Below are 20,694 nucleotides of genomic sequence, written 5' to 3'. Positions count from 1 at the left end.
TGCCCTTTTCCAGAAAGGGATCAGCGGGAGATCCGGGCCTTGGCCGCGGTGATCACCGCTCTGGCCACCGTGGAGGGTGTGGCCAGGGTGGACGGGTGCTCCCGCATGTGGACCACGGCCGCGAAGCGGCGGGCCAGGACCTCGTCGCTGTGGGCCGAGGTGTTGATGAGGTCGGCGAGGGCCCGGGTGAGCCTGGTGGAGGGCGGGCGATCGCCGGTCACGTGCGGGAGGCGGGAGTCGAGGGGGGCCGAGGTCTGCCAGACGGCGTCGGCGAGGGCACGGGTGCGGTCGAAGAAGGCCGCGGTGGGGGCGGACTCGGTCAGCCAGGCGTCCAGGGCGCTCGCGTGCAGGAGGGCCGAGGGGATGCCCTGCCCGTAGACGGGGTTGCAGGAGACCACGGCGTCGCCGACCGCGATGAAGGCCTCGGGGTGGGTCTCGGCGAGGTGGTGGTCGCGGCGTTGGGCGTGGGGGAAGCGGTGCACGCGGACGGGGCCCGCGGGGGCGCAGCGGCGGACCAGGTCGGCGAAGCCCGCGGCGGGCTCGGCCAGGCAGCGGCGGCGGAACTCGCCAGGGGAGGCCGTGGGGCGGTCGTCGCCGTAGCCGGAGATCAGGCAGGACCAGCGGCTGTCGGTGACGGGGGCGACCGTGGCGACGCCGGGCGCGCCGTGCAGGCCGGTGCGGGTGGAGTGCGAGCTGAGCAGGCCGTCGAGGGTCGGGTGCTCGGCGGAGCGGTGGAACAGCGCGGTTGCGTAGCCGAGGTCGAGCTTGAGCCGCCGCCGCGGCGGCGGGGCGTACCCGAGGTGGCGCAGCCACTCGCCCCCGCGCGACCCGCGACCGGTGGCGTCGACGACGAGGTCGACCTCGCCCAGGGACCGGCCGCTGGCCAGGACGACGCCGTCGACCCGGCCACCGCGCTGGCGCAGGCCCACCACCCGGTCGCGGAACAGCCGCACCGGCGGCAGCGGCAGCACCGCGTCGCGCAGCCGGGACTCCAGCACCGTGCGGCGCACGGGCAGCAGCGGGAAGCCCGCGACCAGCGGCCGGGGGACGCCGTCGGTGCACATCCGGGTGGCCCGGGAGTCGCACAGGACCGCGCCGTCGGTGCGCACGAGACTGGTCAGGCCGGGGAACCAGTGGTCGAGCAACGACTGGGCGAGGCCGAGCAGGACGTGCATCTGCTCGCTGTGCGGCACCCCGCCGCGCGCCCCGGTGCCCTTGGGCAGCACGTCGGGCTCGATGAGCAGGACCTCGTCGAAGTGCCGGGACAGCACCCGCCCGGCGGCGAGCCCGGCGACGCTGACGCCCGCGACCACCGCACGGCTCATCGCCGGTCCAGGGGGGTGATGCCGAGGTCCTCGGCGATCGCGTCCAGTTCGGCGCGGATGTCGTCGGCCAGCGGCACGCCGTGGGCGTGGGCGTCCGCGTGCAGGCGGGACTCGGGGACGCCCGGGTAGGTCTCGCCCGCGTCGAGGACCGCGCCGAAGAGCCGGTCGGCGTCGGCGGCGAAGCCCGGGCGGAGGGTCTCGGGGGCCAGGGCCAGGGCAAGGAAGCCGATGTCGTCGTCCGCGGCGGCGTCGGCGGTGGGCCCCAGGCCCGCACCGGGGACCAGGGCGGCGAGGACCTCCACGGCCAGACCCAGGCCGAAGCCCTTGTACTCGGCCGGGCCCGGGGCGCCCAGCCAGGTGAGCCAGCCCGCGCCGCTGTCGAGGGCGGCGGGGTCGTGGACGGGTCCGGCCCCGTCGGTGAGCCAGCCGGTGGGGGCGGCGACGCCCGCGCGGGCGGCTTGGCGGACCTTGCCCGTGGGGGCCGTGGTGGTGCTCATGTCCAGCAGGAACGGCGGGTGGCCGCCCGCCGGGCAGGCGATGCCGATCGGGTTGGTGCCCAACAGCTTCCGGCCGCCGGACGGGCCGGGGGCCAGGGCCTGGTGGCCGCAGTTGGCCAGCACCACGCCGACCATGCCCTGCTCGGCGGCGCGCAGCGCGTGGAACCCGGCCGCGCCGAAGTGCGTGCCGTTGCGCACCGACACCACGCCGACGCCGTAGTCGGCCGCGCGCAGGGCGGCGAGGTCGACCGCGGCGGCGGCCAGCCACAGGCCCAGCGCGCGGTCGCCGTCGACCAGCAGCGCGGGCCCCCGGTCGACCAGGCGTTCGGGCTTGGCCTCCGGGCGGGCGCGGCCGGAGCGCAGCAGCGGCAGGTAGACCCGGGACAGGTTGGCGACGCCGTGCGAGGCGATGCCCCGGGTGTCGGCGTGCACGAGGGCCCGCGCGCTGACGGCCGCGTCCTCGTCCGGCAGGCCCAGGGTGGTGAAGACCTCGGTGGTGAACGCCGTCAGGGCCGCGGGTGTGCTGCTCACAGCGCGGCCGCCAGGGGGCGCGACGGTTCCGGCTGGGCGGTCGCCAGCTTCTTGGCCCGGGCGAGCAGGGTGACCACGGAAGCGCCGTTGGCGGGCTCGTCGAACAGCGGGTCGCCGCCCTCGAAGTGCTCGTGGGCGCGGGCGATGAGGGCGCGCAGCGAGTCGTCCCGGAAGACCGAGTGCGAGTGCGTCGAGGCGGTGCGCACCACGAGCTGGGAGTGGTCGTCGGCGTCGGTCGCGGGGTAGTGGCCGATGAGCGTGCCGCCCTCGAGCTCCACGACGACCCGGCGCTCGCGGACCGGTGAGGTCAGGTCGGTGCGGATCTCCGTGTGGACCCCGCCCGCGTGCCGCAGCGACAGCCGCGCCCCGCCCATGTGCCGGTGCGAGCGGTCGCCGACCACCATGTCCGCCAGCTCCGCGCGCGCGACCTCCGCCGTGCCCGCCACGTGCAGCGCCACCGCCACCGAGTGCGGGGCCTCGACGTCCAGCGCCGTGGTGTGGCTGTCGCCCTGCGCGGTCCTGGTGAAGCGCGGCTTGGTCTGGGTGAACGACAGCGACCGCAGCGCGCCCAGCTCGCCGCCCGCGACCACGGCCGCGATCCTCCTGGTCAGCTCGCTGCACCGCCACTGCGCCACCGGCAGCAGGTCCAGTCCCGCCTCCGCGCGCAGCCGCAGCACCCCGGCCAGCTCGACCTCGTCGGCGGCCAGCGGCTTCTCGACCAGCACCCGGGTGAAGCCCAGCCCGGCCAGCTCGGTGAGCGGTCGCAGCCGGGCGGTGGGCGGCGTGCACAGGTGCACGACGGTCCTGGCCGGGTTGATCAGCCGGGCCGCGTGCGCCAGCGACAGCGCGGGCAGCACGTCCGGCGCGGCAGGCACGGTGGCGGCGGGGTCGACGACGACGATCGGCGGCCTGCCCAGGGCGCGGCCCTGCCCGTGGCCGAGCGCGCGCAGGACGGGGAGGTGCAGCCCGGCGCCGGAACGGCCGAGGCCCACCACGAGCGCGCCCAGCATGGAGCCTCCAGGGGATAGGGGAGTCCGAGCGTCCAGATTCGACGGGGTGCCGCCGCTGTGTCAAAGCGAAACCGGGTTTGCCACCCAACCGTGTGATCTTTTGTTTCCATTGCGGCCCAACGGTTCCGCCAGGCATACCTTTGGGACTCGCCCGATCGGCGCCGAGTCCGGAGAGGACAACGATGGAGCAGGCCGCAGCGGTCTCCGGGGGGCCCGGTGTCCCCGGGTACGCCGCCCCGCGGGTCCCGTTCTTCACCCAGGCCGCGGGGTTCGCGGCGCTGTGGCCCAGGGTCGAGCCGCTGCTCGACGAGGTGATCGCCAGGGGCAAGTACTCGCACGGCCCGCTGGTCGCCGCGTTCGAGGCGGCGCTGGCCGAGCGGATCGGCGCCCGGCACGTCGTCGGCGTCAACTCCGGCACCGACGCGCTGGTCCTGCTGCTGCGGGCCACCGGGCTCACCCCCGGCTCCGAGGTGGTCGTGCCCGCGTTCAGCTTCGTCGCCACCGCCTCGTCGGTGGTGCTCGCGGGCGGGCGCCCGGTCTTCGCCGACATCGAGCCGGACAGCTACGCGCTCGACCCGGACGCCGCCGCGGCGGCGGTGACCCGCCGCAGCCGGGCGGTCATGCCCGCGCACCTGTTCTGCCAGACCGCCGACCTCGGCGCGCTGACCGAGGTCGCCGAGCGCTACGCGCTGACCCTCGTCGAGGACAGCGCCGAGGCCATCGGGATGCGCTGGGACGGCGTGCACGCCGGGCTGGTCGGCGCGGGCGGCGTGCTGTCGTTCTTCCCCTCCAAGACCCTGGGCGCGCTCGGCGACGCGGGCGCGGTGATCACCAACGACGACCGCGTGGCCGAGACCGCCGCCGCCCTGCGCCACCACGGCCGGTTCGGCCGGACGGTGGACAACTTCCCCGCCATCAACACCGGGACCGCCCTGCCCGGCTGCAACAGCAAGATGGACGACTTCCAGGCCGCGATCCTGCTGGCCAAGCTGAGCACCCTCGACGCCGACATCCGCCGCCGCGGCGAGCTGGCCCTGCGCTACACCGAGCAGCTCGCGGGCTGCCCCGGCGTGCGCAGGCTGCCCACCCTGGTCCGCCGGGACGTGGAGACCACGCCGGTGTTCTACGTCTACCTCGTCGAGGTCGACCACCGCGACGCGCTGGTGCGGTACCTGGCCGCGCACGGCGTGGAGACCGAGGTCTACTACCCGACCCCGCTGCACCTGCAGCCCTGCTTCGCCGACCTCGGCCACCGGCGCGGGCAGTTCCCGGTGGCCGAGCGGGCGTGCGCGACGGCGGTGGCGCTGCCGCTGTACCCGGACCTGGCCGACGCCGACCTGGACCGGGTGTGCGCGCTGGTGCGCACCTTCTACGGCGGGGGTGGCGCGTGATGCTGCCGTTCTTCCCCCCCGACCTGTTCGACGACGAGCGCGACCAGCTCCTCGAGATCGTGCACGACATCGGGACCGGCGCCGACCAGCGGTTCATCCTCGGCGAGCGCACCGCCGCGTTCGAGGCCGCGCTGCGCGCCGAGGTCGGCGCCGCGGAGGTCGTCGCCTGCTCGTCGGGCACCAGCGCGCTGAGCCTGGTGCTGCGCGCCATGGGCGTCGGCGCGGGCGACGAGGTGGTGGTGCCCGCGTTCGGCTGCGCCCCGCTGGCCTCCTCGGTGATCTCCGTCGGGGCCACGCCGGTGTTCGCCGACGTGCACCCGTGGACGATGACCGTCGAGCCCTACGAGGTCGAGGAGGCCATCACCCCGCGCACCGCCGCGCTGATGCCCGCGCACATGTTCTCGGTGATGGCCGACATGCCCGCGCTGCGCGAGCTGGCCACCCGGCACGGCGTGTGGCTGGTCGAGGACTCGGCGGTGGCCCAGGGCGGGGTGCTCGAGGGCGTCCCGGCCGGGTGCTGGGGCGACGCGGGCGTGTTCTCCTTCGTCCAGGTCAAGACGTTCGGCACGGTCGGCGAGGGCGGCGCGGTGGTCACCGACGACGTGGACCTGGCCCGCGCGGTGCGGATGCTGCGCAACCACGGCCAGCCGCCGGGGCGCCGGTTCGAGCACCGGGTGGTCGGGACGAACAGCCGCTTCGACGAGATCCTCGCCGAGGTGCAGTTGCGCAGGCTGCCCGGCCTCCAGGCCAGGCTCGAGCGCAGGGCGGCCATCGCCGACTACTACACCGACCGGTTCGAGCGGCTGGTCAAGCGCGGCGTGCAGCCCCCGCCGCCGGGCCGCGACGGGCGCTGCTTCTACGTCTACTCGCTGCTGGTCGACCAGCGCGACGACCTCCGGCGGCACCTGGCCGACCGGGGCGTGGGCAGCCACGTCTACTACCCGAGGCCGCTGCCCGCGCAGGAGGCGTTCGCCCCCTACACCCGACCGGGGCGGCACTGGCCGCACGCCGAGCTGGCCTGCGCGCGCACCCTGGCGCTGCCGATCTACCCGCACCTGACCGACGCCGAGGTCGAGGCCGTCGCCGACGCGGTCTGCTCGTTCCCCGGGGGGCCGCGGTGACCACGCTGGCGCCGGGGCGGCTGAGCGCCTACGCCCGGCTGGCCAAGCTCGACGTCTGGGACTACTACCTCGCGCTGCCGCTGGCCTGGTCGCTGTGCGGGCTGACGGGCCTGGGCACCCTGCTGGCCTTCGGCGTCGGCACCGTGCTGGTGGTCGCCGCCGCGGTCGCGTTCGACGACGTCACCGGCTTCCGCGACGGCAGCGACGCGCGCAACTACGGCCCGGACGCCCCGGCGCGCAGGCTGGCCCGCAAGCCGCTGCTCACCGGCGAGCTGACCGTGCGCCAGGCCACCGGGTTCGGCTGGACGTGCGCGGCGCTGGGCGGGCTGCTGTGGCTGGCGCTCGGCCTCGAAGCTCCATTGTGGACACTTGTGCTGCTGGCCGTGTGCTTCGGCACGGCCATCCAGTACTCCTACGGCCTCAAGATCAGCTACCGGGGCGCGCAGGAGGTCTTCCTGGCGGGCTTCGGCGCGGGGCTCGTGCTCTGCGGGGTCGGTCTCGTCAGCGGGACCGTCTCGGCGATGGCCGCGGTGCAGGCGGCGCTGTTCGGCCTCGGCCCGCTGCTGGTCGGCGTCTACTCCAACACCGCCGACGTCCGCGGCGACGCCGAGGTGGGGCGGCGGACGGTGGCGGTGCTGGCCGGGGCCGCGGGCAACCGCGCGTTCATCGCCGCGCTGAGCCTGGCCGAGGCCGCCCTGGTCGTCTCGGCCGCCGGGCTCGGGGCGACCCCGTGGTGGTTCGCCCCGGCCCTGCTGCCCGTGCTGGCGGTGCGGGTCGCGCAGCTCCGGCGCGGCGTCGGCCTCGGTGACGTGCTCGGCGCGCGCAAGCTCGGCCTGCTGGCGCACCGGGTCATGGTGGTGTCCCTGTTCGTGGTCAACCTCGTGGAGTTCTGGTGACCGACCTCGATGTCGCCGTGGTGGGCGCGGGCCCGGCCGGACTGGCCGCCGCCTACGCGCTGCACGCGGCAGGCCGGACAGTGCACGTGTTCGAGGCCCACGACGCCGTGGGCGGGCGCACCCGCGCGGTGCGGCGGCACGGGGCGGTGTTCGACACCGGCGCGGAGATGCTCGGCGTGGCAGGCTACCCCGCCACCTGGCGCCTGGTGCGCGCGCTCGGCCTCGACGACGACTGCGCCCCGCCGATCGGCCGCGACATCGCCGTCTGGCGCCGCGGCCGGGTGGTCCCCGGCCTGGGCGAGCGGGGCGGGCGGGCGCTGGGCCCGTTCGCGCGCGCCGCGCTGGCGGTGGCGCTGGCCCGCCGCCGCGACGTGGAGACCCCGGAGGCGCACGGCGACCGGCCGCTGGCCCGCGTCCGCAACCGGGAGCTGCGCGACTACCTGCTCGAACCGCTGGCCGCCGGGTTCTTCGGCTGGGACGTCGAGCGCGCCTGCGCCGGGCCGATGCTGGCGCACCTGCGCGCCGTCGGCTCCCCGAGCACCTACCGCGCCTACCGCGGCGGCATGGACGCCCTGTCGCTGGCGCTGGCCGAGCACCTCGACGTCAGCACCGGGGTGCCCGTCCGCGCGGTCACCACGACCAGCGCCGGGGCCCGCCTGGTCACCGACGCGGCGGCGCTGACCGCCCGGCAGATCGTGCTCGCCGTGCCCGCGCCCGTCGCCGCCCGGCTGCACCCGGGCGCCCCGGCCTACGTGCACGCCTGCGAGTACCGGCCGATGGTCAAGGTCGTCTGCCTGCTGGACCGGCCGCTCGGCCCGGAGACGCCGTCATTCGCCCTGGCCGTGCCCCGGGTCGAGGACCAGGTGGTGGCGGGCCTGTCGTTCGACGACCGGCGCTGCGCCGACCGCGCGCCCCAGGGCATGGGCATGATCGGCATTGTCGCCGCCCGGCCCGCCGACTGGCTCGAGGCGCCGGACGAGGCGGTGGCGGCGGCGCTGGTCAGGGGGGCGGCGCGCTTCGTGCCCGGTCTGACCGAGGCGGTGCGGGCGACCGTCGTCGCCCGGTTCGCCGACGGGCTGCCGATGCCGACCCCGGCCGCCATGGCGCTGCGCCCGGCCTTCGTCGGGCGCGCCGCGTGCACTGTGGACTACGCGGGTGACTGGGAGTCGGCGCGGCCCTGTGCGGAGGGGGCGGTCCGGTCGGCGGAGAAGGTCGCGGCCAGGATCTTGGGTCGCGTGCCTGTGTTGGTCGGGAGTGGGACGTGACCGGGCTGGCTGGGGCCTGGTTTGTTGACGGGGCGTTGATCGCGGCGGCGCTGCGCCCGGCCTCTGTCGGCCAAGGTGTGTCTACTGTGGATTACGCGAGCCGGGGGCGGGACGTGACCGGGGCGGCGAGTTTCGTGCCTGGTCTGGGCGAGGCGCTGCGTCCGGCCTTTGGCGGTGGGGGTGTGGCTGCCGCGGTTGATGCGGGGCCGACGTGGCCGCGTGCGGAGAAGGTCTCGGGTCGCGTGCCCGCGTTGGTCGGGAGCGGGACGTGACCGGGGTGTACGTGTTCGACACGGCGTTCGCCCGCGAGGACGAGCGGCTGGCCCTCGGCGAGGCGTTGTGGGACCCGGGCACCCGCGACCGGCTGCGCGCGCTGGGCGTGGGGCCGGGGTGGCGGTGCCTGGAGGTCGGCGCGGGCCGCGGCTCGGTGGCCGGGTGGCTGGCCGCGCAAGGGGCCGAGGTCACGGCCGTCGACCTGGACACCGACCGGTTCGCCGCGGCCGGGGTGCCGGTGCACCGGGTCGACGTGTGCCGCGACCCGCTGCCCGGCGGGGACTACGACCTGGTGCACGCCCGCCTGGTCGTCCAGCACCTCGCCGACCGCCGTGCCGCGGTGCGCGAGATGGCCGCCGCGCTGGCCCCCGGCGGGCTCCTGGTCCTGGAGGACACCGACACGACGTCGCTGTTCAGCCACGCCGACGGCGCCTTCCACGCCGAGGTCAAGGCCGCCGCCTACGCGGTGATGGTCGAGTCCGGCTACCACCCGCGCTGCGGCCTGCTCGACGTCGACCTCGCGGTGGACGCCGGGCTGTCCGTGCGCGCCGAGGGCCGGGCCGAGGTGGTGCGCGGCGGCACCCCGCAGGCCCGCTGGTTCGCGCTCTGGCTCGAGCACCTGCGGCCCCGGCTGGCCGGGCGGGTCCCCGAGGCCGCGGTCGACGCGGCCGTGCTCGCCTTCGCCGACCCCGCGCACACCTGGCTGACGCAGGTCATGGTCACCGTTGTCGGGCGGAAGGACACCCCGTGAAGATTCGCTCGTTGGCCACCTTGTTCGACGACGCCGCGCGGTCCGCGGCCACCGTCGTGCACCTGAGCAGGCCGTTCGACCTGGCTCCGCTGCGCGGTGTCCGGCACGACATGGCCGGGTTGGCCGCCCTGGTCCGGGAGACCTCGGGGGCGCTGCACGCGGCGGGGGTGGCCGAGGGGGACACGGTCGCCATCGTCAAGCGCAACCACTGGGACTACGTGCTGCTGGCCGCCGCCGTGGCCCGGTTGGGCGCGGTGCCCGCGCTGCTGTCGGACCACCTGTCCGCGGAGTCGTTGCAGGTGCTGGTCAAGCGGCTCGAACCAACCACCTTGATCACCTGTCGGTCGGTGCTGGCGAAGGCGCGGGCGGAGGGGGTCGACCTGACCTCGGTGGTCGGCCGCACGGTCAGCCTCGACGGGGACTTCGGGGCGGCGACCGCGCTGGCCGGGTTCAAGGGCGAACCGCCCCCACCGGTGGTCGAGCGGGGACCGGACGCCCCGCTCGTGGTCAACCACACCTCGGGCACCACCGGGCTGCCCAAGCTCGTCGTGCACACCACCCGCACCATGCTGCACGGCATCGCCGCCGCCGAGGGCACCCGCGTCCCGGTGCTCTCGGCCCGCCGCTCCGACGTGGTGTGCTCGGCCATCGCCTTCTGCCACGGCCGCTCGGTCCCGTGGACGGCGGCGGTGCTGTCGCTCGCCCCCCGCGAACTGGTGATCATCGCTGACCCGGACGACGTCGAGCCGGTGCTGCGCGAGCACCCGCCCACCACGCTCGAGGCGCTCCCGTCCACCTTCGTCCGCTGGACCCGGCTGGCCGTCGCGAGCGACCTGTTCGCCGGGGTCCGCCTGTTCGTCAGCACCTTCGACGCCATGCACCCGCCGACCATCCGCGCCTTCCTCGAAGCCTCCGGCAAGCGGTGCCCGGTCTGGTTGCAGGTGTGGGGCCAAACCGAGACCGGCCCGCTGACCTTCCGCCTGCTCACCCGCCGCTCGCTGGCGGCCAGGGCGGGCCGGAACCCGACCACCCGCGGCCTCGGCCGCCCCGCCCCCGGCCGCGCCCACCTGCGCATCGTCGACCGCCGCACCTTCGCCGAAGTCCCACCGGGCACCCCCGGCCTGGTCCTGGTCCGCACCCCGGTCACCTGCGTCGGCTACGTCGCCGAACAGGCCCGCTGGCACGCCAAGTGGAACGAGGGCTGGTGGAACACCGGCGACCTCGGCCTGCGCACCCCCACCGGCGCGTTCCGGCTGCTGGACCGCGAGGTCGACCTGATCCCCGGCCAGAGCTGCGTGGAGCTGGAGGACATCCTGGAGGACCGCCTCCCCGAAGCCGTCGAGTGCATAGTCCTCGGCGTCCCCGGCCAACTGCCCACCCCGGTCGTGGTGACCGAGTCGGGCACCCTGGCCCCCTTCGCCTGGGCCGCCGCCCAGCAGGACCTGCCACCCCTGGCCGACCCGGTGGTGCTGACCTGGTCGCAGATCCCCCGCACCGCCACCGGCAAGGTCCGCCGCTCCGCCCTCCGCCGCACCCTCCACCGCGACGACATGACCTACGGGTCGGGGCTGTGGACCTGAACCGGTGACGGCCTGCTGAGTTTGTCGCTGTCCGCCTCGGTGGGGTCGTTCGAGGGTGTCACCTGGGATTGAGTGTCCTCAGTGGACGAGTGATGTCCGTGGGTCGCTGTCCGCTGCCTGGTCGGTGGAGTTGTCCACAGGCATGATCGACTTCGGGGTCACTTTCGGGCTAAGCCGGTAGAATGGGCATCGGGACGCCCCCAGTGGTGTGGCGGGGTTTGGTGTCGCGCGGGGTGGTGGGGTTTGAACGGACGGGGTGGTTGTGCGCGGGGATCGGGCCTGGGGTTTGTGATGTGGGGGTGGGTGGCGCGCGAGGGGCAGGGTGGACGGCGGGCGGTCTGGCGCGTGCGCCCGTAGGTGGCTGCGGGCGGCATCCGGTCGGTCCGCTGCCGTTGGGGATCGCTGGGGGTCAGTTGTCCTCGGCGGCGGCTGCCGCCAGGAGTTGTTGGGGCAGGCCCGCGGGGAGGTCGGTGCGCCTGCTGACGTTGAGTTTGCGGTAGACGCGGGTCAGGTGTTGTTCCACGGTGCTCACCGTGATGTAGAGCTTGCCGCCGATCTCCCGGTTCGTGTGTCCCAGTGCGGCCAGCACCGCCACGCGGCGTTCGGCGTCGCTGAGGATGTCCAGGGCGGCGGTGGTGTCTGGGCGTCGCTCGGTGGTTTGTTCCGGCACTTCGGCCTCCCGTCCGGGGATGAGCTCGCGGGTCAGGGGGTCTGCCTGGCAGCCCTTGGCCAGTTGGGCGGCGCGGCGGGCCACCGTGCGGGCCCGTTCGGTGTCGCCGGTGGTGTTGTGGGCGTGGCTCAGGGCCAGGAGGGAGCGGGCGAGTTCGTAGCGGTCGCCGCCGGTGTGCAGGGACTCGACGGACTCATCGAGGAGGGGGATGCGGCGTTCGGTGGTGGCCGCCGCGGCGAGGACGCGCAGGGAGATGCCGCGGGTGCGGGGGCCGTCGGCGCCGGGGCGGGACATCTGCTCGGCCATCAGGACGCGGGCGGCGTCGCGGTTGCCCAGGGCCAGGTGGGCGGCGGCGGCGCCGGAGCGCCAGGGGACCAGGGCGGGCAGGTCCAGGTCCCAGCGGGCCATCAGGGCGCCGCAGCGCTGGTGGTCGGCCAGCGCGGCGTGCGCGCGGCCGGTGGCCAGGTAGTGCTCGGCGCGGGCGGCGAGGTAGCGCAGGCCGAACTGGGTCTGGAACATCGCCTCGGGCACGGGGGTGCGCAGCAGGCCCGCCGCCCGGTCGTGCGCGCCCATGGCGGTGGCGGCGGCCACGTGCACGGCCAGCGGCACCCCGATGGCGACGCCCCAGCCCTGGGGGGAGAGGCGCTCGACGGCGCCGCGCGCGCCCTCGGCGGCGGCGGCGAGGTCGCCCTGGCGCAGCGACACCTCGGCGCGCAGCGCGCCGAGGACGGCCAGCCAGGTGTCGGCGCCGCGCTCGGTGGCGTCGACCAGCAGCGCGTCGCACCAGTGCGCGGCGCGGTCGGTGCGGTCGGCGAGGATCAGGGTGACCAGCGCGGAGAGCTGGGAGCCGAGGGTCTGCTCGCCCAGTCGGCAGCTCTGCAGCACCTGTTCGGCGGCGGTGATCGTCTCCGAGCGGGGCGCGCCGGAGCGGACCCGGTCCAGCATCGCCGCGACCCGGGTCCAGGGGTCGGTGATCACCCCGGACTGGCGCGGGGCGGGCACGGCGGTGACGACCGGGGGGTGCAGGAACTCGAGCCAGTGCAGGGCGAGCCCGGCCTGGCCGGTGGCGGGGGAGTCCGGTGCGCCCGATAACGCCGACAGCGCCTCGGCCAGCTCGTCGGTGTGGCCGTACCAGAGCAGGAACTTCGCCAGGTGCAGCCGGTTGCGCGGGGACAGGCCGCCCTCGGCCATCGCCGCCCGCAGCGGAGTCAGGTGCCGGGCGGCGGCCGAGGGGTTGCGCCGCCACTCCACGCGCAGCAGCTCGGTGGTCAGGTCGGCGTGCTCGTCGGGCTCGTCGGTGATCGCGGCGGCGAGCTCCAGGCGGTGGACGGCCAGGTCGACCCGGTCGGCGACGATGTCCTCCTGGGCCGCGTTGCGCAGCACCGCCACCGCCCACTGCCCGCTGACCCGGGTGTCCAGGTCGGCCGCCGCGGTGAGGTGCGCGGCGACCTCGACGGCCTGGGCGCCGTCGCGGAAGCACAGGCGGGCGGCGCGCAGGTGCAGCTCGCCGCGCTCGGCCGGGGCCATGCTGTCCAGGACCGCGGCCTTGGCCACCGGGTGCCGGAACCGCCCCGCGTCGAGCAGCCCGGCCATCTCCAGCACGTCCAGCGCCTGGGCGGCGCAGTCGGAGGTCATCTCCAGCAGGGACGCCAGCACGACCGGGGTGCCCGTGCCGCCGAGCAGGGCCAGGCCCCTGGCCACGTCGAGCATGCCCGGCTCCCAGCGGTGCAGGCAGGCCAGCACCCCCGCGGCGAACTCGGGGCCGACGACGACGTCGGACTCGCCCGCCCGCCTGCCCGCGGCCCGGTGGTCCTCGGCCAGCGCGGTCACCAGCAGCGGGTTGCCGCCGCTGACGGCGTGGTGCACCGGGGCCAGGGCGGCGGCGGTGGCCTGGTCGAAGCGCTGGGCCAGCAGCTCGGCGACGCCCGCCGGGGACAGCGGGGCCAGGCGCAGGTGGCAGGTGTTGGGCTGGCGGGTGACCTCGGCGCGGAACACCGCCTGGGTGGGCCGGGGCAGCGCCCACTCGGTCAGCACCACCAGCACCCGGCCGAAGCGGATGCGCCGCTGCAGGTAGAGCAGCGACTGCAGCGAGGCGGGGTCGGCGAACTGCACGTCGTCGACGGCGATCACGACCGGGGCCTGCTTGGCGACGTCGAGCAGGGTGGCGCACAGGGTGTCGAGCATGCGGGCGCTCTCGCGGCCCAGGGCCGACGGGTCGCCGCCGCCCTCGGCGTCGGCCGCCTCGCGCACGCGCAGCATCCTGGTGGCCTGCTCGCCGAGGGTGCCGGGGATGTCCGGGCTCTGCGCGAGCTGGCGGACCACGCCGAAGCGCAGCGTCCGCTCGGCCCGTGAACCGGTGGCGGCCAGCAGCACGGCGCCCGCCCCGGCGACGTGCTCGGCGAAGGTGTGCAGCAGCTCGGTCTTGCCGCTGGCCACGCCGCCGCTGATCAGGGCGACCTGGCCCCGGCCGCGGGCGGCCTCGGCGTAGAGCCGGGTGAGCGCGCTGAACTCGTCGTGGCGTTCAACCAGCGACATGGTCTGACCCTCCGCTTCCTCCGCGCTCCGCCGACCCCCCGCACCAGCATCGGCGTCACGCAGTGTGACGGTATTTCCCCACCGTTCCCACTCTTCAGATTGAATCTAACGGGTTGGCCCACGAGAGTGGAAGCTTTGGCAATTGATGCCGTTAACAATGGGAATCGGGGCCCGGTCCAGTCGCCGGGCCTAGACCGTTCGGACCATCGACATGCGGCGGCGGGCCTACCCGCCGAAACCGGGTGCGCTCCCGGTGCTTTCCGGTTCAACGAACTCTTGCAATCCCATGATTAATCCTGGAAACAGAGGGTAACGATTGGCTGGGTTTTACTGCGTGAGTTAATCACCAACCGAAACCTCAAGACTACCTTAAGCAACTGCTGTTGGCGGCTCGAAGATGAGACCTGGAACAGTCGGTCGGGCCGCGCCCGTCTGCCTTGGCGACTCTCGTCGGAGCCATCGCGGACACGTTCGCGACACCTCGGATTAACCACTCGGGTGGCTGCCGTGGTTGTCACGGAATTGAGCGTTCCGTTTTTCTCGGTGAATAGGTATTGATCCAGTGGTTCGATCCCGGCGTTCACGCTGCGCAGATCGAGTGCGCCCCGAGAACGGGCCTCACTGGGCCGTCCGAGTGGCTCCCGGCGCCGTCCGGCGTATCCACAGCAGTCCGAGTACGGGCAGCACCAGGGGAACGAATCCGTAACCGCGGCCGAACAGCGACCAGACGGTCGCGTCCGGGAAGGCCGCCGGGTGCAGCAGGCTGAACGCGCCCACCGCCACCACCCCGACCAGTTCCACCGCGCACGACACCACCGCCACCCGCCGCGACGCCCGGGACCCGCGCACCAGGCCCACGGTGGCCACGACGTAGACGACGGCGGCCAGCGCGGACAGCAGGTAGGCCGTGGGCGCCCGCTCGAAGTGCGTCCCGATCTGCACCGCCGAGCGCGCGCACGCGGCGAGCGCGAACAGGGCGTACACCGCGATCAGCAGCCTGCCCGGCCCGCTGCGGGTCGCCTCGCGCAGGGTCGGCTCAGACACCCGCCGCCCCCGTCCACACCTGGGCCAACCGCACGTTCAGCACCGCGACGGTCAGGCAGCCGACGACCAGCACCGCCACACCCCACCGCGTCCGCTCGGTCAACGACCAGAACACCGCGATCGGCAGCACCAGCAGCACGCCGACCAGGTACCCGGCGAAGGTCAGCCCCTCGACCTCGCGGTCGGTCCCGGCCAGCCGCGCGAGCCCGACCACGGCCTGGACCAGCAGCCCCAGCTCCAGCAGGGCCAGCACCCCGAGGAAGGCCCACCCGTCCGGCCTGCCCGGCAGCGGGGGCCGGAGCAGGATGACGAGGACGACCGACCACAGGGCCATCCCGAGCGCGAACCAGTTCAGCGTGGTGGTCAGACCGTCGACCACTGCGGGCCCCCATTCTCGCCATGACCTGCGTGTACCGAAGAGCGTCGCACGCATGGCGGACGCACCCGCCAGCGGGGTTTGGGCGTCCACCGCGGACGGGCCGCTCAGCGCGGCATGCGCCGCCACAGCCACCGGGGCAGCAGCCGCAGGACGAAGAACAGCGGGCGCAGGCCGAAGGGGACCCACACGTCGCGCCTGCCCGCGGCCAGCGCCTTCCGCGCCGCGCGGGCGACCTGGGCGGGCGTGCTGGACAGCGGGGCGGGCGACATGCCCTCGGTCATCCGGCCGACCACGAACCCCGGCCGCACCACCAGCAGCCGGACCCCGCTGCCGACCAGGGCGTCGGACAGGCCGGAGGCGAAACCGTCCAACCCGGCCTTGGCCGACCCGTAGACGTAGTTGGCCCGCCGCACGCGCACCCCCGCCACCGACGAGAACGCCACCAGGTCGCCGCCGCCCTGTGCGCGCAGCGCGTTCGCCCAGTGCGAGAGCACGCTCACCTGGGCGACGTAGTCGGTGTGCACGACCGACACCGCGTGGTCGACGTCGCGTTCGGCGCGCGCCTGGTCCCCCAGCACGCCGAAGGCCACCACGACCGCGGCCACCGGCGCGTGCTCGGCCGCCAGCCGCCGCACCAGCCCGGCGTGCGACCCCAGGTCGTCGGCGTCGAAGCGCACGGCGGTGACCGCCGTCGCGCCCGCGGCCCGCAGGTCGCGCTCCACCCCGCCGACCGACGCCGGGTCACGCGCGGCCAGCACCACCTCGCGCGCCCCGGCCAGCACGAGCTCGCGACCCAGCGCGGCGCCGATCTCGCTGCGCCCGCCCAGGATGATCACCGAACCGGTCATTGGACCAGTTTGCCGCCCCGGCCGCCAGTGCGACGCGGCAGGTGCCCCCGATTGCCGCGAGATCGGAGATCATCGAGTGAAAGACGGGTGGCGCGGTCGCCAAATGTTGATCTCAGAGTGACCTGGGGCTGTCCGGGGTGCGAAACAACCATCCCATTCAGGGACTGACGGTGCGTCCGCGCTGTTGCTAGCTTCGACGACGGTCGACGCGACCCCGTTGGCGCACAAGGGAGTCCAGCGCCGCGTCGGTGCGATGGCGCACGCGTCCCCGACCGATCGACTCGTTTCAGGCATCCGGAACAGGAATGGCGGTACCGCTGTGACCGAGACCCTGCACCCCCTCGACGCCGCTGCGCAGCAGTCGCTGGGGACCGCGGCGGCGAGAAACCTCGCGACCACGACGAAGTCCGTGCCGCAGATGCAGGAGATCACCTCCCGTTGGCTGCTGCGCGTGCTGCCGTGGACCCAGGTCAGCGGCGGCACCTACCGGGTGAACCAGCGCCGCAGCTACACCGTCGGTGACGGCCGCATCGATGTCGACCGCAGCGGCTCGCAGTCCCGGGTCATCGCGGGCGACCTGCGCGAGCTGGCCTTCCTGCGCGAGTTCGACGACGAGGAGACGCTGGCCGCCCTGGCGAACCTGTTCGCCGAGGAGACCTTCGAGGCGGGCGACACGCTCGTGGAGTGGGGGCACGCCGAGGACAAGTTCCTGGTGATCGCCCACGGCCGCGTCGAGCAGCACGCCGCGGGCCAGTACGGCGAGGAGGCCGTGGTCGGGGTGGTGGCCGACGGCGACTACTTCGACCAGTGGGGTCTGCTGGAGGAGAAGATCTGGGACTTCACCGCCCGCGCCGCCACCCCGACCACGGTGCTGACGCTGCGCCGCGCGGACTTCCAGAACCTCCTCGAGCGCTCCGAGCCGCTCGCCGAGCACCTGCGCGCGTTCGTCGAGTCCGGCGCGGGCAACCGCGACGGCGAGCACCCGATCGAGCTGTCGGCCGGCCACGAGGGCGAGGTGGACCTGCCGGGCACGTTCGTCGACTACCAGGACAACCCGCGCGAGTACGAGCTCAGCGTCGCCCAGACCGTGCTGCGCGTGCACAGCCGCGTCGCCGACCTCTACAACCAGCCGATGGACCAGGTCGAGCAGCAGCTCCGGCTGACCATCGAGGCGCTGCGCGAGCGCCAGGAGCACGAGCTGGTCAACAACAAGGACTTCGGGCTGCTGCGCAACTGCGACGCCCGCCAGCGCATCCACACCCGCAACGGCGCGCCCACCCCGGACGACATGGACGAGCTGCTGGCCAAGGTGTGGAAGGACCCCAGCGTCATCCTGGCCCACCCGCGCGCGATCGCCGCGTTCGGCCGCGAGTGCAGCAAGCGCGGCATCTACCCGGCCAACGTGGACGTCGCCGGGCACCAGGTGCCGAGCTGGCGCGGCATCCCGCTGCTGCCGTGCTCGAAGATCCCGGTGAGCGACACCCGCTCCACCTCGATCATGCTCATGCGCACCGGCGAGGCCCAGCAGGGTGTCATCGGCCTGCACCAGACCGGCATCCCCGACGAGTACCAGCCGTCGCTGTCGGTGCGGTTCATGGGCGTCAACGAGAAGGCTGTCATCTCCTACCTGGTCAGCGCCTACTACTCCGCCGCCGTCCTGGTCCCGGACGCGCTCGCGGTCATGGAGAACGTCCAGATCGGTCTCTGACCCGCCCGGCGCGGGCGGCCGAGGCCGTCCGCGCCGCTGTCAGCAGGAGCGCCATGCCCGCGTCAGAACAAGCCCACCCGGCAGGCCCGCACATCGTGACCCCCGCGGGCCGACCGACCACACCGCCCCCGCCCGGGGTGCGGCTCGACCACGTCCCGGCCAACTCGCTGCTGTTCCCGCGCCCGCCCGCCACCTCCGGCACGGGCGCCGCGGTCCCGGCCACCGACCCCGAGGCCGCCGCGGTGCGCCCGACCGCGCGGCCCAAGCCCACACCGCCCCCGGCCAGCACCCAGCGCAAGACCTCGACCGACGTCCCCGCTCCCCACCAGAACACAGCAGATTGGCGGTATGACGCGTGACCGGCCTCCTCGAGCCCGTTGACCAGACCAGCCCGCAGTCCCTCGGCACCGCCGCCGCCCGCAAGCTGGCGACGACGACCAAGTCCGTGCCGCAGATGCAGGAGATCTCGCCCCGGTGGCTGCTGCGGCTGCTGCCCTGGGTCGAGACCCCGGGCGCGGCCTACCGGGTCAACCGCCGCCTCACCTACACCGTGGGCGACGGCCGCGTGTCCTTCACCAACACCGGCGCCGACGTCGCCGTCGTGCCGCCGGAGCTGCGCGAGGTCGGCATCCTGCGCGGCGTCGCCGACGAGGGGGTGCTCGCCGCGCTCGCGGGCCGCTTCCAGCAGCGCCAGGTGGCCGCGGGCGAGGTCATCGTGGCAGGCGGGCGCCCGGCCGACGGCATCTACCTCATCGCGCACGGCAAGGTCACCCGCACCACTCGGGGCGGCTACGGCGACGAGGCCGTCGTCGACCGGCTCGCCGACGGCGAGTTCTGGGGCGAGAAGGCGCTGATCAGCAGCGACGCCACCTGGGAGCACACGGTCAAGGCGAACACGCCCGCGATCCTGATGTTCCTCTCGCGCAGCGAGTTCCTCGCGGTGCAGGAGCAGTCCAGCGAGCTCGCCGCGCACGTCGAGGCCATCCGCTCGGCCCGGCGCGAGGCCAGCAACCGCTGGGGCGAGAAGGAGATCGCCCTGGCCTCCGGGCACAGCGGCGAGGTCGACCTGCCCGGGACGTTCGTCGACTACGACATGGCGCCGCGCGAGTACGAGCTCAGCGTCGCCCAGACCGTCCTGCGCGTGCACACCCGCGTCGCCGACCTCTACAACCAGCCGATGAACCAGGTCGAGCAGCAGCTCCGGCTGACCATCGAGGCGCTGCGCGAGCGCCAGGAGCACGAGCTGATCAACAACCCGGACTTCGGGTTCCTCAACAACGCCGACCTCAAGCAGCGCCTGCACACCAGCGACGGCGCGCCCACGCCGGACGACATGGACGACCTGCTCTCGCGCCGCCGCCGCACCGACTTCTTCCTCGCCCACCCGCGCGCGATCGCCGCGTTCGGCCGCGAGTGCAACAAGCGCGGCCTCTACCCGCCGACCGTCGACGTGCACGGCAGGCAGCAGGTGTCCTGGCGCGGCGTGCCGGTCCTGCCCTCGGACAAGATCCCGATCAGCGAGCACAACACCACCTCGATCATCGCCATGCGCACCGGCGAGGCCGACCAGGGCGTCATCGGCCTGCACCAGACCGGCATCCCCGACGAGTACCAGCCCGGCCTGTCCGTGCGCTTCATGGGCGTGGACAACCGTGCGCTGCTGTCCTACCTGGTCAGCACGTACTACAGCGCGGCGGTGCTGGTGCCGGACGCGCTGGGCGTGCTGGAGAACGTCCAAATCGGACTCTGAGCGACCCAGGAAAGGACCCCATGTCCACTCTCGACGTGCGCCCTGGAAACCGATCCGCGCGCGAGGTGCTGGCGCACAGCCGCACCCTCCTCGACCCCGCGCTGCGGGCGGCGGTGGAGGGCCTGCCGGAGTCCATGCGCCGGATCGCCGGGTACCACTTCGGGTGGTGGGACGAGCACGGCCGCGCCGCCGACCCCGCCGAGGTCAAGGCGGGCAAGGCGGTGCGGCCCGCGCTGGTGCTGCTGGCCGCGGAGGCGGTGGGCGGCGACGTGGACGCCGCCCTGCCCGCCGCCGTGGCGGTGGAGCTGGTGCACAACTTCACCCTGCTGCACGACGACGTCATGGACGGCGACCGCACCCGGCGGCACCGGCCGACGGCCTGGTCGGTGTTCGGCGTCGGCCCGGCCATCCTGGCGGGCGACGCGCTGCTGACGCTGGCCTACGACGTCATCGCCACGGCGGGCGACCCGCTCGCCGCGCACGGGGCGCGGGAGCTGTCGGCCGGGGTGCTCGCGGTGCAGGACGGCCAGGCCGCCGACCTGTCCTTCGAGCGCCGCCAGGACGTCGGCGTCGACGAGTGCCTGGCCATGGCCCTGGGCAAGACCGGCGCGCTGCTGGGCTGCTCGACGGCCCTCGGCGCGCTCTACGGCGGCGGCACCCGTGACCAGGTCGACGACCTGCGCGCGTTCGGCGAGCACATGGGCGTGTGCTTCCAGCTCGCCGACGACCTGCTCGGCATCTGGGGCGACCCGGCGGCCACCGGCAAACCCGCGCACTCCGACATCGACAACCGCAAGAAGTCGCTCCCGGTCGTGGCCGCCCTGGCGGCCGGGTGCCCCGCGGCCGCCGAGCTGGACGGCATCTACCGCGACCCGGCCCAGCTCAGCCCCGAGCAGCTCGCGCACACCGCCGAGCTGATCGACCGGGCGGGCGGGCGGCACTGGGCCCGCACCAAGGCCGACACCCTGCTGTCGCAGGCGCTCGACCACCTCGACGCGGCGAGCCCGCGCCCCCGGCCGTCGGCGGAGCTGGCCGCCCTGGCCTGCCTCGCCGCGCGCCGGGACCACTGAGTCGACGCACACAGTCGGGACAGCAGAACCGCGCAACGCACCGGAGGACA

General features: G+C 74.5%; 17 protein-coding genes. 10 read left to right on the top strand and 7 right to left on the bottom strand.

Features of this window, described 5'->3' with window-relative positions:
- Positions 1–20: 20 nt before the first annotated feature.
- Genes GCL84_RS17610 through GCL84_RS30125 form a run of 3 tightly spaced genes read right to left on the bottom strand, consistent with a single transcriptional unit; the run spans position 21 to position 3,363 of the window.
- Complete coding sequence (locus GCL84_RS17610; RefSeq protein ID WP_156756583.1) at positions 21–1,325, bottom strand: FAD-dependent oxidoreductase; 1,305 nt, start codon at positions 1,323–1,325, stop codon at positions 21–23.
- On the bottom strand, positions 1,322–2,353 hold the full coding sequence (locus tag GCL84_RS30130) for an Ldh family oxidoreductase (RefSeq protein WP_156756582.1): 1,032 nt from the start codon (positions 2,351–2,353) through the stop codon (positions 1,322–1,324). Before GCL84_RS30130 ends, GCL84_RS17610 begins: the two co-directional genes overlap by 4 nt.
- Complete coding sequence (locus GCL84_RS30125; RefSeq protein WP_156756581.1) at positions 2,350–3,363, bottom strand: Gfo/Idh/MocA family oxidoreductase; 1,014 nt, start codon at positions 3,361–3,363, stop codon at positions 2,350–2,352. The genes GCL84_RS30130 and GCL84_RS30125 overlap by 4 nt, the downstream gene beginning before the upstream one ends.
- A gap of 182 nt (positions 3,364–3,545) precedes the next feature.
- On the opposite strand from GCL84_RS30125, the gene GCL84_RS17595 reads away from it, so the two are divergent.
- From GCL84_RS17595 to GCL84_RS17570, 6 genes are all read left to right on the top strand, one after another.
- Positions 3,546–4,754: a DegT/DnrJ/EryC1/StrS family aminotransferase gene (locus tag GCL84_RS17595; RefSeq protein ID WP_156756580.1), complete on the top strand. Its 1,209-nt coding sequence runs from the start codon at positions 3,546–3,548 to the stop codon at positions 4,752–4,754.
- Entirely contained in the window at positions 4,751–5,875 is a 1,125-nt protein-coding gene (locus GCL84_RS17590; RefSeq protein ID WP_235926377.1) for a DegT/DnrJ/EryC1/StrS family aminotransferase, read from the top strand. Before GCL84_RS17595 ends, GCL84_RS17590 begins: the two co-directional genes overlap by 4 nt.
- A complete protein-coding gene (locus GCL84_RS17585) occupies positions 5,872–6,771 on the top strand; it encodes a UbiA family prenyltransferase (RefSeq protein WP_156756578.1) in 900 nt (299 codons plus the stop codon). The genes GCL84_RS17590 and GCL84_RS17585 overlap by 4 nt, the downstream gene beginning before the upstream one ends.
- Positions 6,768–8,036, top strand: coding sequence for an FAD-dependent oxidoreductase (locus tag GCL84_RS17580; protein ID WP_197523320.1), 1,269 nt, complete (start codon positions 6,768–6,770; stop codon positions 8,034–8,036). The genes GCL84_RS17585 and GCL84_RS17580 overlap by 4 nt, the downstream gene beginning before the upstream one ends.
- Before the next feature lie 268 nt (positions 8,037–8,304).
- Complete coding sequence (locus GCL84_RS17575) at positions 8,305–9,060, top strand: class I SAM-dependent methyltransferase (RefSeq protein ID WP_235926375.1); 756 nt, start codon at positions 8,305–8,307, stop codon at positions 9,058–9,060.
- A complete protein-coding gene (locus tag GCL84_RS17570; RefSeq protein WP_156756575.1) occupies positions 9,057–10,640 on the top strand; it encodes a class I adenylate-forming enzyme family protein in 1,584 nt (527 codons plus the stop codon). Before GCL84_RS17575 ends, GCL84_RS17570 begins: the two co-directional genes overlap by 4 nt.
- A gap of 409 nt (positions 10,641–11,049) precedes the next feature.
- On the opposite strand, the gene GCL84_RS17565 is transcribed toward GCL84_RS17570, so the two are convergent.
- From GCL84_RS17565 to GCL84_RS17550, 4 genes are all read right to left on the bottom strand, one after another.
- The gene (locus GCL84_RS17565) at positions 11,050–13,845 is read right to left on the bottom strand and encodes a helix-turn-helix transcriptional regulator (protein ID WP_156756574.1); all 2,796 of its coding nucleotides are present in this window, start codon (positions 13,843–13,845) and stop codon (positions 11,050–11,052) included.
- A gap of 618 nt (positions 13,846–14,463) precedes the next feature.
- Positions 14,464–14,889: a hypothetical protein gene (locus GCL84_RS17560; RefSeq protein ID WP_156756573.1), complete on the bottom strand. Its 426-nt coding sequence runs from the start codon at positions 14,887–14,889 to the stop codon at positions 14,464–14,466.
- The gene (locus tag GCL84_RS17555) at positions 14,882–15,268 is read right to left on the bottom strand and encodes a hypothetical protein (RefSeq protein ID WP_235926373.1); all 387 of its coding nucleotides are present in this window, start codon (positions 15,266–15,268) and stop codon (positions 14,882–14,884) included. The genes GCL84_RS17560 and GCL84_RS17555 overlap by 8 nt, the downstream gene beginning before the upstream one ends.
- Before the next feature lie 104 nt (positions 15,269–15,372).
- Positions 15,373–16,116 carry an SDR family NAD(P)-dependent oxidoreductase gene (locus GCL84_RS17550; protein ID WP_156756572.1) on the bottom strand — a complete coding sequence of 248 codons (744 nt, stop codon included), beginning with the start codon at positions 16,114–16,116 and terminating at the stop codon, positions 15,373–15,375.
- Positions 16,117–16,435: 319 nt separating this feature from the next.
- Between GCL84_RS17550 and GCL84_RS17545 the strand changes: the two genes are divergently transcribed.
- Genes GCL84_RS17545 through GCL84_RS17530 form a run of 4 tightly spaced genes read left to right on the top strand, consistent with a single transcriptional unit; the run spans position 16,436 to position 20,644 of the window.
- Positions 16,436–17,824, top strand: coding sequence for a family 2B encapsulin nanocompartment shell protein (locus tag GCL84_RS17545; RefSeq protein WP_235926372.1), 1,389 nt, complete (start codon positions 16,436–16,438; stop codon positions 17,822–17,824).
- Positions 17,825–17,877: 53 nt separating this feature from the next.
- Positions 17,878–18,183 (top strand): hypothetical protein, encoded by a 306-nt coding sequence (locus tag GCL84_RS17540; RefSeq protein ID WP_156756570.1) that lies wholly within the window; start codon positions 17,878–17,880, stop codon positions 18,181–18,183.
- On the top strand, positions 18,180–19,574 hold the full coding sequence (locus tag GCL84_RS17535) for a family 2B encapsulin nanocompartment shell protein (protein WP_235926368.1): 1,395 nt from the start codon (positions 18,180–18,182) through the stop codon (positions 19,572–19,574). Before GCL84_RS17540 ends, GCL84_RS17535 begins: the two co-directional genes overlap by 4 nt.
- A gap of 20 nt (positions 19,575–19,594) precedes the next feature.
- The gene (locus tag GCL84_RS17530; protein ID WP_156756569.1) at positions 19,595–20,644 is read left to right on the top strand and encodes a family 2 encapsulin nanocompartment cargo protein polyprenyl transferase; all 1,050 of its coding nucleotides are present in this window, start codon (positions 19,595–19,597) and stop codon (positions 20,642–20,644) included.
- Positions 20,645–20,694 lie beyond the last annotated feature (50 nt).

The organism is Actinokineospora pegani (genome assembly GCF_009745975.1).
Taxonomy (GTDB): Bacteria; Actinomycetota; Actinomycetes; order Mycobacteriales; family Pseudonocardiaceae; genus Actinokineospora; species Actinokineospora pegani.
Note: the sequence above shows the minus strand (reverse complement) of the source record. Positions and strands in the feature narration are given on the sequence as shown.